The sequence below is a fragment of the Arthrobacter sp. TS-15 genome, assembly GCF_006964045.1.
Lineage (GTDB): Bacteria > Actinomycetota > Actinomycetes > Actinomycetales > Micrococcaceae > Arthrobacter.
Window position 1 is genome coordinate 395,665 of record NZ_SDXQ01000006.1, and the last position, 11,925, is coordinate 407,589.

Below are 11,925 nucleotides of genomic sequence, written 5' to 3' on the forward strand. Positions count from 1 at the left end.
CCTAGGAGAAGCCCAAATGCCCACAGACCAAAGCAACACCGTCTCTCCGGATGGCGCAAGGAACGCCACCGGGAACCAGGTATTGGCCGGCCCCACCCCGGCCGCCACAAACGCAGCAAACGCAGTAAAGAACGCAACGAAGAAGCTTCGCCCGAAGCGCCGGCTCAAAGAGTCCGACGTCAATGTGGTGAACAAGCCGATGCTGCGCAAAGCACTCGGCGGCACCATCGTCGGCAACACCATGGAATGGTACGACGTCGGTGTTTTCGGCTACCTCATCACCACCATGGGTCCTGTCTTCCTCCCGGAGGCAGACCCCTCGGTCCAGACACTGTTCCTGCTGGGAACCTTCGCCGCAACCTTCATCGCCCGCCCCCTCGGTGGAATCGTGTTCGGCTGGCTCGGCGACAAGGTGGGCCGCCAGAAGGTGCTCGCCGCAACACTGATGCTGATGGCGGCGAGTACATTCGCCGTCGGCCTCCTTCCCGGCTATGCGCAGATCGGCATCTGGGCCGCCGCGTTGCTGGTGATCCTGAAGCTCATCCAGGGCTTCTCCACCGGTGGCGAATACGCCGGTGCCACCACGTTCGTGAGTGAGTACGCTCCGGATAAGCGCCGCGGATTCTTCGCCAGCTTCCTGGACATGGGCAGCTACATCGGCTTCGCCTTGGGCGCCGCCCTGGTTTCGGTCCTGCAACTCACGCTGGGACAGGCCGCCATGGAGGAGTGGGGCTGGAGGATTCCGTTCCTGATCGCTGGTCCGCTGGGCCTCATCGCGGTGTACTTCCGTAGCAAGATCGAGGAATCCCCTCAGTTCCAGGCCACCCTTGATGCCCAGGAGGCATCGGCCAAGGACGCAACAGCGCAGGATGCCGCTGCTGCCAAGGGACCTGTGGGCATCATCAAGGCCTACTGGCGCCAGATCCTCCTGGCCATGATCCTGGCTGCTGCAGCAAACATTGTTGGCTACGCACTGACGTCCTACATGCCCACGTACCTCACGGACTCCAAGGGCTACGATCCCGTCCACGGCACCCTGCTGACCATCCCGGTCCTGGTGATCATGGCCATCTGCATTCCCCTTACCGGCCGCCTCTCGGACCGCATCGGCCGCCGGCCAGTCCTGTGGGTAGGCGCGGGCAGCACAGTGGTCTTCTCCATTCCCGCCTTTATGCTCATTGGCATCGGCGAGATCTGGTCCACGCTTGCAGGCCTGGCACTGATCGCCTTCCCGGTGACGTTCTACGTGGCAAACCTGGCCTCGGCACTGCCCGCCCTGTTCCCCACGTCCAGCCGCTACGGCGGAATGGGCATTGCCTACAACTTCTCCGTGGCGATCTTCGGTGGCACCACCCCGTTCATCGTTCAGGGACTCATTGAAGGCACGGGCAACGACATGATGCCCGCCTACTACCTGATGGGTACCTCGATCATCGGCGCCATTGCCATCTTCTTCCTGCCGGAATCGGCCCGCCGCCCGCTGCCGGGCTCCATGCCCAGCGTGGACACCCAGGCAGAAGCACGTGAACTGGTGGAAACGCAGGACACCAACCCGTTGATCAACCTGGATCAGATGCCGTTCGACGGCCGGCCCATCGATGATTCATCGCTCGGCAAAGGCAATAAGGACCTGACTCCCGCTTAGGAACTCACTGCCTGCAACTTCTGCATAGCGATTCAGTTAGTTCGCGGCAGCTTGCCGCCCACCGTAGCCACCAGCCCCAAGGCGCTCTCCTTGGCGTTGGTGGCTGCGGCGTTTAAGGGTGCACGACGGCGGCCGGTTCAGGGTTCGTGGCAAAGTAGAGCCAGGTGCGAAATAGCCAGGCTGCAAGTTGCTGTTGGTCCCATCCCATGGCCGTCCGGATCAGGAGATACGTGTCCGCTGCGCCAAGAAGCGCGGTGGTATCGGCCACCCAGTCCACGTCGATCCCGCTGCTGATCAGGCCGTCCCGCTCCAATCCGCGCCACACGCGCCGGGATGCGGCGATGGTGTCCCTGCGCGCGGCGTCGAAGGCTTCCCGGATCAGGGGTTCGCTGGCTTCGGCCTCGCGGGCAACGGCAAACAGCGGTCCGGTCCGGATCATGGTTGCAGCTATGTTGTTGGCCAGTGCCTGCAACCGGGCTTCCAAGGTATCCGGCGTCGCATTCGCTGAGCCCGGCGTCGTTGGTCCCGGCTTGTCTGTGCCGGGCTCGTCCAGGCCCGGTTCTTCGGGCCCCATTCCTGCGAAGGTCTGGTCAACCACTCGCTTCAGGAGCTCGGCCTTGCTGGTGAACCGGAGGAACAATGTGCGTTCAGCGCAGTCTGCCGCACTGGCGATCTGGCTCATAGTGGTTGCCGTGTACCCCTGACGCACAAAGAGTTCACCCGCGGCAGCCATGACCGCACGTTCAGTGCGCCTGATCCGCGGATCCACGGTTTGCCCCTTGTCCTTCACCATCATGAAGTGCAGTATAGGTGTACTAATTCAGTGACGGTGCATTAGGAGGTGTGTTGTTATGGAAAAATCCATCCCACCGCTGAACGGCCTGCTGGGAACCAAGCTGCCGGTCAGGGACCTTGCGGGGACGTGCAGTTGGTACTCCCGCGTGTTCGGCTGGGAGGCGGTCATGGAGTTCCCCGGTCCGGACGGAACAATCGCCGGTGCCGCCGGCCGCTTGCCCGGCGCCAACCCCACCGGCCTTTCCTTCCGGGCCAATCCCGCGGCCCAATCCCAGGAGGGCCTGGAACTCGCTATCGATATTTCGCACCGGGAAGACCTGGAGGCCTGGCTGGAGCACTTGGACAGGGAAGGTGTTCCGCACTCCCCCGTCATTGATGCTTCGGTGGCCTGGCTTGTGGTCCTTAAGGATCCGGAAGGCCACGAGATCCATCTCATGACCCGCGAACGGCATGGGTTCGATCAGACCGGTCGCGCAGGCTACGGCCGTACGGTGGCCGAAACACCTGCAGTCTGACCGGCGCAACCCCGTCGCTCCCCCGCGCCTGCGTCGCTGCCCCGCGACGGAATAGCGGGCCGGCAACGGGAAAGCGTCAGGATCCCAGCAACCCCCGCACCGCCTCGCCCATGATCCGCATACCTTCAGGAAACGCTCCCGGGTTGGGACCGGCGTAGTTGAGCCTGATGTACGGCCCCTCGGGTTCCGCGGGAAACCACTCCGTCCCTGCGGCAATGAGCACCCCGGCCGCTTCGCAATCCTTGGTGAGCCGTTCGACGTCGAACCCGTCCGGCATCCTGAGCCACAGGTTCAAGCCGCCCTTGGGCAGATGGCTGAGATGGGCTTGCGGCACATGCTCCCGCAGGCTGGTCACCAGGAGGTCGCGGCGTGACTGGAGCTGGTGCTTGAGGCCGCGCAAGTGCGTCTGCCAGCCTGGCTGCGTGACCACGTCCAGGGCAGCGGCCTGAAGTAGGCCGCTGACGTACATGGACTCGGCCGCCTGCGCGCCCATGATCCGTTCACGAGCCGGGCCGCGCGCGATCGCCGCTGCGATCCGAATGGACGGTGACACGCTTTTAGTCAGCGAGCGGATGTACACCACGTGCCCGGAGTCGTCCTTGGCAGCTACCGGGACGGAGGGTGCCGTGATGCCGAAGTCGTGGGCCCAGTCGTCCTCCACCAGGAAGGCTCCGTGACGGCGGACGATCTTCAGCACTTCCTCGCCGCGACGCGCCGTCCACTGGGCGCCCGTGGGATTGGCGAAATTGGGCTGTGCATAGAACAGCCTGGCGCCGGACTCCTCGAAGGCCCTGTCCAGCTCTTCGGGATCCGGCCCCTCCGGGCCGCTGGGAACAGGGATCACCTTCACGCCCGCCTGGCCGGCAGCCAGCAGCGCACCCCAATAGCTGGGCGATTCCACCAGCAGTGGCTGTCCGTGGCCCACCAGCCCGCGGAAAATCGAGCTGAGGCCGCTTTGGCTGCCGGGAAGAACCACGACGTCGCTGGGCTGGGGTGGCGTGACGCCCACCGGCGTTGAGGTACTGAGTTCCTGCGCGAACCAGGTCTGCAGTTCGGGGATACCCTGCGCCGGCGGCCGGGACAGGGCTGCCTCGCCGCGGGCTGCGCGGGTCAGTGCTGCACGGACCAGACGTTCCGGAAGCAGTTCGCGGTCCGGATACCCCGAGTGGAACGCGATGACGTTGTTGGAAGCACTCCGCATGGCGGCTGAGTTCTGCGGACGCGCGGTCTGGGCTGATCGCAGGGCAGCCGTCTGCCAGCCGTAGTCCGACGGCCTTGCTGTCCGGAATGCGCGGACGAATGTTCCAACGCCGGGGCGGCTTTCGATCAGGCCTTGCGCCGTGAGGGTCCGCAGGGCTTTTTGAACAGTCACCGGGCTCGCTTGGTACTCGGCCACCAGGTGCCGGGTTGATGGCAGCTTTGCTCCGGGCGCTGCATCCGCGATCCACTCCTTCAATCGCAGGGCGATCCGGGAACTGCTATCGTTGTTCATGAGTCACAATAGTAGCGCTACTATTCATTCGCGGGCAGTGATATCCGCCCGCACGTCCACCGGAATCTGGTGGGGCCTGCTGGGCGTCCTGGCCTTTTCCTTCACAGTTCCCTTCACCCGCGTGGCTGTTGAAGGCATGTCTCCCCTGTTCATTGGAGCCGGCCGGGCCGTGGTCGCCGCACTGCTGGCGGCATTGGCCCTGAGCATCACCAGGCAGCGGTTGCCTGGCGCTTCCCAATGGTTGCGTTTGGCCGTGGTGGCCGGAGGTGTGGTTGCCGGCTTCCCGCTGCTGACAACTTTTGCCCTCACCAGCACCTCAGCCAGCCATGGAGCGGTGGTGATCGCGCTGCTCCCGGCTGCCACGGCCACAGCGGCCGTGATTCGCGGACGGGAACGCCCGCGTCCCCTGTTCTGGGTCCTGACGTTCACCGGAGTGGTGGCGGCCTTGGTCTTTGCACTGGTCCAGTCCGGAGGGTTCGGCTCGCTCCACTGGGCGGACCTGCTCCTGCTGGCTGCCGTGCTTGCCGCTGCTGTTGGCTACGCAGAAGGTGGCATGCTGGCCCGCGAACTCGGATCGTGGCAGACCATCTCCTGGGCGCTGGTGGTCGCCTCGCCAGTGATGATCATCCTGACTGCGGTTTCGCTCAGCTCCGGACTGCCCTCCGCATCCGGCGCCCAGTGGCTCTCCTTTGTCTATTTGGGGGTGGTGAGCATGTTCCTGGGCTTCTTTGCCTGGTACCGGGGCCTCGCGATCGGCCCCATGGCCCAAGTCAGCCAAATCCAACTGGTCCAACCCGTGATGACCATTGCGTGGGCCGGGATGCTGCTGGGCGAGTCCATCACCTGGACCACCGTGGTGGGTGGCCTGGCGGTGATCATCTGCGCAGGTGCCGCTGTCCGCGTGCGCCTCAGCCCGCCGTCGAACTCCTGACCATTCCGGTTCTGAAAGGAACAACCATGTACACCCCAGCGCACTTTGCCGCATCCCCGGAGGCTGTTGACTCGCTCCTGACCGGAGCCAGCGCAGCCAATCTGGTCACCATGTCAGAGGATGGGCTGCTCGCCACGCTTCTGCCGTTTGTTTACGAGCCCACGGTGGGTGAGCACGGCGCCTTGCACGCACATATGGCCCGTAATAACACTCAGTGGTCCTCGCCTGCGATCGGCGAGTCACTGATGATCGTCCAAGGTGCCCACGCCTACATTTCGCCGTCCTGGTACGCGTCCAAAGCGGAGCACGGCCGGGTGGTGCCCACGTGGAATTACTCCACGGCACACGTTTACGGTCAGCTTGTTATCCACGACGATGCCGACTGGCTGGGCAGGCACGTCCGCCGGCTCTCCAATCACCACGAGGCCGGGATGCGGGACCCGTGGAGCGTGGAGGACGCGCCCCAGCGGTTCATCGCCGGCCAACTGAGGGCGATTGTCGGCGTCGAACTCTTGATTTCCCGGGTGGAGGCCAAGGCCAAGCTGAGCCAGAACCGTCCTGCCGCGGACATCGACGGTGTGATCGCCGGGCTCCGTGAACGTGGTGACGCTGCGAGCGCCGCCGATGTGGAACGGGCCCGGACCTCGTAGACTCGGCGCATGCCTGAGATCGCCGCCGCCCCTGTTGGTTCCATCCACCACCTGGAAATCTGGGTGCCCATCCTGGAGCGGGCCAGGGAAGAGTGGGGTTGGCTGCTGGGCGAGCTCGGCTATGAGCCCTTCCAGGAGTGGCCCACCGGGTGCAGTTGGAAGCTCGACGGCATGTACGTGGTGGTGGAGCAGACCGATGCCATTACCGGTACAACCCACCGCCGCACTGATCCCGGGGTGAACCACGTGGCCTTCCATGCAGGCACCCGGGAGAACGTGGACAGGATCCGGACGCTCGGCGCGGACGCAGGCTGGTACGAGATGTTCGAGTCCAAGTATCCGCACGCCGGCGGCCCGGACCACTACGCCGCGTACCTGCTCAACACGGACAGCTACGAGGTGGAGCTGGTGGCGGGCTAACTACCTGGCGGGACCGCGGCACGCCACATGGTAACGCGCGGCCAACGGGTCAGGCCCAACTCAACCTCGTGCTCCATCAGGTGGGCCAGCTGCGGACCCCAGCTGCCGGCGTCGAGCACTTCAAAACCAAGGCGGCGATAATACGGGGCGTTCCATGGCACATCCCGGAACGTGCTGAGGGTTTGCCTGTGCATTCCGTGGCCCCGCGTCCACACGCGCGCGGCATGCAGCAGTTCCCGGCCAATGCCCTGGTGCGCATGATCCGGATGAACACTGACTTGCTCCACGTGGCCCTCGCCGTCCACGATGTCCGCCAACAAATACGCCACCGGGTAGTCGAGCCCGTCCACAGAAACCCATGCGCGCCCGGCTGTGGCATAACTGTTCAGCTCATGGATGGATAGGGGTTCGTCATCCGCGATGGAGTCCATTCCCAAAGCCCGGAAAGCCTGGCCCGCGGCACGCTCGATCTCCTGCAGAATCAGCAGGTCGTCCGCATGCGCGAGCCTGATCATTGCCGCGGGTCCTGGGCTTTAGGGGTTTGGGCTGGCTGATACTGGGCAATAAGGAACTCGTTGCGCTTCTCAATCAGGTTCTGCAGGTACCGGGCCAGGATCAGTTTCTCCACCAGCCTGCCCAGCGGGCCGAACGGCGCCGCGAATTCCACCGTATCCACCATGAGGGTGCCGCTGCCTTCGGGCCGGAACTCGTGGGTGTGGCGGAGGTACTTGAAAGGGCCTTTCACCTGCTCATCAGAGAACGACGACGGCGCCTCCATCCGCGTGATGCGGCTGGTCATGCGGAACCGGACTCCCAAGTGCCACGCCTGCCAGGTGACAGTCTCACCTTCGGAGATCAGCCCGGTGGTGACGCCGCCGATTGCTTTCTCGCGGCTCTGGGTCATGGACCCCACGTGGGCATCGATGTTGCGGGAAAGATCGAACAGCTCCTGCGGTGACATGGTGGAGCGGGTACGGCAGACGAAAGCGACGGGCATACCTCGATCTTCCCAGACCTTTCCCCGTACGCGCGCCCAAGCCCACTACGGGTTGTGACCGGGCTTATGGCGGCCTGGGCGGCGACACTGCTAATTTGCAAAGACAACCCCTAGCCGATTGGTGGTGTTCCTCTGTGACCGGATTGATGGTCCATGCCCGCGAACTCCACCGGTTGGGCCCTGCCAACAACGATCGCCTCTCGGCTGTGCGGGTGGCCCTGAGTGTGGCAGTACCCGGGCTGTTCCTCATTCTCATAGGCCGCCCGGATCTCATGATGTACGCCGTTTTCGGTGCGCTGACCGGAATGTACGGGCGCAACGAAACACATCAGCTGCGGCTCAAGCACCAAGCCCAGGCGGCCCTGTTCCTGGTGGGCGGGCTGGCCATCGGCGTGTTCCTTTCCGTCAACCACATCCACTCCTGGTGGCTGGTACTGGTGGCCACCCTGTTTGCCGGCGTCGGGTCGCTATACGCCGACGCCGTGCGCCTCAAACCGATCGGCCCGTTCTTCGGCATCCTCGCACTGGGCGCCTGCGCATCCGTGCCCACCAATGTTCCGTTCACGACGGCGGTACTCATCGCGGCAGCGTCCGCCGCCTTTTCCATGGTGGTCGGTTTTACCGGCTGGTTCCGGCGACGCACGTGGGACTCCGGCGCTGCCCGCGACATCCCCGTCCTCCGCGGCCCGCTGCGTCAAGCCGCTCTGGTCCATGCCGCCCGCTATTCCCTGGCGGTCAGTGCCGCGGGCGCCATCGGCGTCCTCAGCGGAAGCGGCCACCCGCACTGGGCCATGGCCGCCGCGGCCGTGCCCCTCGCCGGTGCCGACCTCCCAAGCCGCGTCCACCGAGGTATCCACCGCATCGTGGGGACGTTCCTCGGGTTGGCGATTGTCGCCGTCGTACTTTTTCCCAGTCCGCTATCGCCGCTTCAGTACTTCCCCGGTCAAACCGCGGTGGTACTGGCTGTGCTGGTGGTGCTGTGCCAGTTCCCCACGGAGTTGTTCATGGCACGGCATTACGGGTGGGCCATGGTGTTCTTTACCCCGGTGATCCTGCTGATCGCCCAGCTGGCCTCCCCCATGGATCCGGGCGTGCTGGTGATGGAGCGTGCCATCGAAACGTTCGTGGGAGCCGTGGTTGGCATCGCGGTTGCTGTGCTGGTGCGGGCGCCGCGGGGCCGGGTTCCTGAGAAAACGGGCTAGTTCGTAACTACCAGGATGTTCGGGTGGATTTTCGTCAGGCCGCTCGATTCCAACTGCTTGGTGTCGTAGCCATCGGACACCAGAACAGCGGATTTCTGGTCGGGGCCACCAATCCTCAACAACTCTCCCTGGATGGAATCGCTACAGCCACTATGCGAGAAATACGCGTCGGCGGATCCTACGATCAGGCACGTCGGCCGGTGTTGCTTGCCTTCCCCCAAGTAGTACTTTTTTCCGTTAGCCTCCGCCACCAGAAGGATCTTTTCCAGCTCAACTTCGCCCATGGTCAGCCCTTCCGGGGCCGTGTCTGCCTCCGTCGCCTCCCGTTGCAACGCCTCCAAACCGGAGTAGCTGGTACCTGAGCAGCCGCTCAGCAGCAGTCCCCCTGCAACCATTGCCACCGCGAATGTCAAGGATCCGTTCTTCATAGCACTGCCCCCTCAGGCTGGAATGAAGTGTCATAGTAACCCGGCTCCTGTTGTCGGGCGTTGTCAAGCTAGAAGGTGTTGGAAAAGGTCACCGTCCCTATGCCTGTGCCGCTGAATGAGTAGTCGAGCGTAGCCACCTCCGCCTCGTCCTGCTTGGAAATTCCGAGCAGGAACGTCAAATTATCCGGGTCCACGGCGGTGCTGGTGCAACGGAATTGCGTTGTGGCAGCAGCCTCCTTTAAACAGGTCCAGCCCGCCGGTTCAACGAGCTTGCCCGGGATCATGTCCGTGCCGGCGGAAATCGTAAAGACCACCTCGGCGGACGCGGGCACCGCCGTTTGGTCCTTGAGGCGGAAAGTGACAGTGACGTTGGTGTCCGACGCCGTTGTGCCCGGCTCAGCGGTGAACGTGGCCGTCACTGCAGGCAATGGAGCCGGCGTTTCGCTGGGGCCGGGGCTCGGCGTGGGGATGGGCGTTGGGCTTGCTGTCGGGTTCGGCGAAGGACTTACGGAAGGTGCCGGCGTGGGCTGCAGCGGCGGCAAGGTGGCAGGGTCCGAAGGTGCAATGGTAGGCAATGACTGAAGCGCTGGCGGCAGAGTTTCACCCGGCGATGGCCACGGACTGGGTAAGGGGCCGGGGTCTGGTGTGGTGCTGGGCGGGAAGGGGTAGAAGGCCGGCTTCTCGGGGCTGCCTTGGGACGGATCGCTGAAGTCCGGAAATAGCGGATACTCCTCCGAAATGTCCTCAGCAACCGGTGGGATCAGCGGATTCGTGGGCTCACCCGGGGATGGCGATGCACCCGCAATCGGCGGCTCGGAGGTGGTGGCGCCCGCAACTCCCAGCGCCATGGCGGCACTCGCTGCCACTGCTGCCACCGCCAAGACGCCAGCGCCCACTTTCCAGGGCAGGGAAATTCCCCAGGGTTCCACCCCGCGGATGACGGTGCCGCCTGGTGCCGACCCAGTGCCACCGGCTCCCCCGCCTCCGCCTGCGAGCGCAGGGAAGGCCGAGCTGAAGGCTACCCCTGCTACCAGCGGGAAGATCCATGCGCGCATGGCGGACTGAACGTCACTGAGGTCAAGGAGCAGGGCGGTGCATTTGGGGCAGCCTTCCAGATGTTCCTGCACCCGGGCTTGCTTGCGCCGGCTCAATCCTTCGCGCGAGTACGCACCCAATTGCGTTGAGTATTCCTCGCAATCTTCCCCTGCCGATGTACTGATGTGGTTTTGGAGGTACGCCTGGCGCAGGCCCTCCCGCGCCCGGAGTGCGAGTGCGGACACTCCATTGGGCGTCAGGCCCAGGAGCGGCGAAGCGGCTGCAGGCTTCAGCCCTTCAATGTCCACGTACCAAAGGACTTCCTGCCAGCGTTCCGGTAGGGACCGGAACGCCTGAGCCACCGCCGCAGATTCGAACTTCGCTACGGCGGGATCATCATGGGCATCCACGGTATCCAGAATGTACGATTCGGATGTCGGGCTGGTACGGGTCGCGTCCCGGTTGACGCGGTGGGCCACACGCCGAACCGCGGTCAGCAGATAGGCGCGGAAAAAGGAATCGGGCCCCTTCCCGGCAGCCAGGGACTGATAGACCGAGGCAAACGCATCCGCCACAACATCGTCAACATCAGCAAAATTGTCCAGCTGGGCGGCGGCCACGGTTCGAGCCATGGGCTGATGCCGCGCATAGAGCGTCTCGAACGCGGCCGTGGTTCCTGCTCGGACAAGCAGCACCAGGCGTGCGTCGCTGTCCTCGACGGCGACCGTTCCGCCGTCGTGTCCTTCCCGTCTGGAGCCGTCCGTGGGAGCTGCCTCGTCCATGCGTTACCTGCTTCGGACACGGCATGGTTCGCGGGAAAGCGGGACGACTCGCGGGCCCCGTTTGCGGGACCACGCTGCTGTAGCCCCAGCGCAGCAGCCGCGCCCGGTGCCGCACTCCAGCATCAGCCTAAAGCCAGCCACCCCGTCAGGAAAGCAGCGGCAGGACAATTTTTGGGGCTTATGGTTCCAACGGCCGGCGAGCTAGGGTTCCAACGGCCGGCGAGGCGGGCCGGACGTGAGCTTCGCCGGGAGGACACGGGCGAAGAAGCTGACCACCTTGTACCGACGCGTCGGAATGGAGACTGCCTTGCCTTTGGCGTTGTCCTCCAGCCCTTCGCGCACTACGCGATCGGCGGTCAGCCATAGGAATCGGGGTGCAACGGATTTGTCCATGCCCATGCGATCGTGGAATTCGGTGTGGGTGAAACCGGGGCAAACGGCCGTGACCTGCACGCCGGATTTCGCGTAGGCGATGTTGGCCCACCGGCTGAAGGTCACTTGCCAGGCTTTGGCCGCCGAGTAGCTGCCCCTATTGGCGAACGCTGCCACACTGGCGACGTTAATGATCCGTCCCTTCCCCCGGGCCAGCATGACTTCCAATGCCGCGTGGCTCAGCTCCATGGGTGTCTGGACGTGGAGCCGCAGGTGCCGGCGTTCCTCGTCCAGCTCATTCCGTTCGAACGACTTCAACAGCCCGATTCCGGCATTGTTAACAAGGACATCCACAGGCCGTGAAGCGTCCCGCAAACGGTCTGCGACGGCTGAGACGCCGACGTCGGTGGTCAAGTCCGCGGAAAGGACCTCCGCCGAGATACTGAAGTCGCGTTCAAGTTCCTCGGCTGTTTCTTTGAGGCGCTGTTCATCCCGGGCTACCAGGATCAGGTGGTGTCCGGCTTCGGCAAGTTGGCGGGCGAATTCTGCACCGAGACCGGCGGTGGCCCCGGTTACCAAGGCTGTAAGTTCGTTGGCTCGAGTGGTCATGCGCCTAGACTAGTACCCACACCGGAATTGAAACGATGCAAAGCGGCAAAGG

13 protein-coding genes are annotated in these 11,925 nt (G+C 64.3%); 6 read left to right on the forward strand and 7 right to left on the reverse strand.

Features of this window, described 5'->3' with window-relative positions:
• Positions 1–16 precede the first annotated feature (16 nt).
• Entirely contained in the window at positions 17–1,645 is a 1,629-nt protein-coding gene (locus EU811_RS03140) for an MFS transporter (RefSeq protein WP_142937042.1), read from the forward strand.
• Between the two features lie 112 nt (positions 1,646–1,757).
• On the opposite strand, the gene EU811_RS03145 is transcribed toward EU811_RS03140, so the two are convergent.
• Complete coding sequence (locus EU811_RS03145; RefSeq protein ID WP_142937043.1) at positions 1,758–2,441, reverse strand: TetR/AcrR family transcriptional regulator; 684 nt, start codon at positions 2,439–2,441, stop codon at positions 1,758–1,760.
• Between the two features lie 55 nt (positions 2,442–2,496).
• Between EU811_RS03145 and EU811_RS03150 the strand changes: the two genes are divergently transcribed.
• Entirely contained in the window at positions 2,497–2,955 is a 459-nt protein-coding gene (locus tag EU811_RS03150; protein WP_142937044.1) for a VOC family protein, read from the forward strand.
• A 76-nt stretch (positions 2,956–3,031) separates the two neighbouring features.
• Here EU811_RS03150 and EU811_RS03155 read toward each other — a convergent pair whose 3' ends face one another.
• Positions 3,032–4,447 carry an aminotransferase-like domain-containing protein gene (locus EU811_RS03155; RefSeq protein ID WP_142937045.1) on the reverse strand — a complete coding sequence of 472 codons (1,416 nt, stop codon included), beginning with the start codon at positions 4,445–4,447 and terminating at the stop codon, positions 3,032–3,034.
• Between EU811_RS03155 and EU811_RS03160 the strand changes: the two genes are divergently transcribed.
• The 3 genes from EU811_RS03160 to EU811_RS03170 are packed head-to-tail and all read left to right on the forward strand — an operon-like array spanning position 4,446 to position 6,448.
• Entirely contained in the window at positions 4,446–5,378 is a 933-nt protein-coding gene (locus tag EU811_RS03160) for a DMT family transporter (protein ID WP_142937046.1), read from the forward strand. The genes EU811_RS03155 and EU811_RS03160 overlap by 2 nt on opposite strands.
• A gap of 26 nt (positions 5,379–5,404) precedes the next feature.
• Positions 5,405–6,028 carry an FMN-binding negative transcriptional regulator gene (locus EU811_RS03165; RefSeq protein ID WP_142937047.1) on the forward strand — a complete coding sequence of 208 codons (624 nt, stop codon included), beginning with the start codon at positions 5,405–5,407 and terminating at the stop codon, positions 6,026–6,028.
• An 18-nt stretch (positions 6,029–6,046) separates the two neighbouring features.
• Entirely contained in the window at positions 6,047–6,448 is a 402-nt protein-coding gene (locus EU811_RS03170) for a VOC family protein (protein ID WP_142937125.1), read from the forward strand.
• Here EU811_RS03170 and EU811_RS03175 read toward each other — a convergent pair.
• Both EU811_RS03175 and EU811_RS03180 read right to left on the reverse strand, forming a co-directional pair.
• On the reverse strand, positions 6,445–6,963 hold the full coding sequence (locus tag EU811_RS03175; RefSeq protein ID WP_142937048.1) for a GNAT family N-acetyltransferase: 519 nt from the start codon (positions 6,961–6,963) through the stop codon (positions 6,445–6,447). The two genes, EU811_RS03170 and EU811_RS03175, sit on opposite strands and share 4 nt — an antisense overlap.
• Positions 6,960–7,445 carry an SRPBCC family protein gene (locus EU811_RS03180; RefSeq protein WP_142937049.1) on the reverse strand — a complete coding sequence of 162 codons (486 nt, stop codon included), beginning with the start codon at positions 7,443–7,445 and terminating at the stop codon, positions 6,960–6,962. Before EU811_RS03180 ends, EU811_RS03175 begins: the two co-directional genes overlap by 4 nt.
• A gap of 74 nt (positions 7,446–7,519) precedes the next feature.
• Between EU811_RS03180 and EU811_RS03185 the strand changes: the two genes are divergently transcribed.
• Entirely contained in the window at positions 7,520–8,647 is a 1,128-nt protein-coding gene (locus tag EU811_RS03185) for an FUSC family protein (protein ID WP_142937126.1), read from the forward strand.
• On the opposite strand, the gene EU811_RS03190 is transcribed toward EU811_RS03185, so the two are convergent.
• From EU811_RS03190 to EU811_RS03200, 3 genes are all read right to left on the reverse strand, one after another.
• On the reverse strand, positions 8,644–9,075 hold the full coding sequence (locus EU811_RS03190; protein ID WP_142937050.1) for a hypothetical protein: 432 nt from the start codon (positions 9,073–9,075) through the stop codon (positions 8,644–8,646). The genes EU811_RS03185 and EU811_RS03190 overlap by 4 nt on opposite strands.
• A 68-nt stretch (positions 9,076–9,143) precedes the next feature.
• The gene (locus EU811_RS03195) at positions 9,144–10,892 is read right to left on the reverse strand and encodes a sigma-70 family RNA polymerase sigma factor (RefSeq protein ID WP_142937051.1); all 1,749 of its coding nucleotides are present in this window, start codon (positions 10,890–10,892) and stop codon (positions 9,144–9,146) included.
• A 201-nt stretch (positions 10,893–11,093) separates the two neighbouring features.
• Positions 11,094–11,873, reverse strand: a complete 780-nt coding sequence (locus EU811_RS03200; protein ID WP_142937052.1) for an SDR family NAD(P)-dependent oxidoreductase — start codon at positions 11,871–11,873, stop codon at positions 11,094–11,096.
• Between the last annotated feature and the right edge of the window lie 52 nt (positions 11,874–11,925).

Bases quoted from the DNA above. Each gene is read 5' to 3' on its own strand.
- EU811_RS03145 (WP_142937043.1), bottom strand. From the start codon at position 2,441: ATGATGGTGAAGGACAAGGGGCAAACCGTGGATCCGCGGATCAGGCGC.
- EU811_RS03150 (WP_142937044.1), top strand. From the start codon at position 2,497: ATGGAAAAATCCATCCCACCGCTGAACGGCCTGCTGGGAACCAAGCTG.
- EU811_RS03140 (WP_142937042.1), top strand. From the start codon at position 17: ATGCCCACAGACCAAAGCAACACCGTCTCTCCGGATGGCGCAAGGAAC.
- EU811_RS03200 (WP_142937052.1), bottom strand. From the start codon at position 11,873: ATGACCACTCGAGCCAACGAACTTACAGCCTTGGTAACCGGGGCCACC.
- EU811_RS03165 (WP_142937047.1), top strand. From the start codon at position 5,405: ATGTACACCCCAGCGCACTTTGCCGCATCCCCGGAGGCTGTTGACTCG.
- EU811_RS03175 (WP_142937048.1), bottom strand. From the start codon at position 6,963: ATGATCAGGCTCGCGCATGCGGACGACCTGCTGATTCTGCAGGAGATC.
- EU811_RS03195 (WP_142937051.1), bottom strand. From the start codon at position 10,892: ATGGACGAGGCAGCTCCCACGGACGGCTCCAGACGGGAAGGACACGAC.
- EU811_RS03180 (WP_142937049.1), bottom strand. From the start codon at position 7,445: ATGCCCGTCGCTTTCGTCTGCCGTACCCGCTCCACCATGTCACCGCAG.
- EU811_RS03190 (WP_142937050.1), bottom strand. From the start codon at position 9,075: ATGAAGAACGGATCCTTGACATTCGCGGTGGCAATGGTTGCAGGGGGA.
- EU811_RS03160 (WP_142937046.1), top strand. From the start codon at position 4,446: ATGAGTCACAATAGTAGCGCTACTATTCATTCGCGGGCAGTGATATCC.
- EU811_RS03155 (WP_142937045.1), bottom strand. From the start codon at position 4,447: ATGAACAACGATAGCAGTTCCCGGATCGCCCTGCGATTGAAGGAGTGG.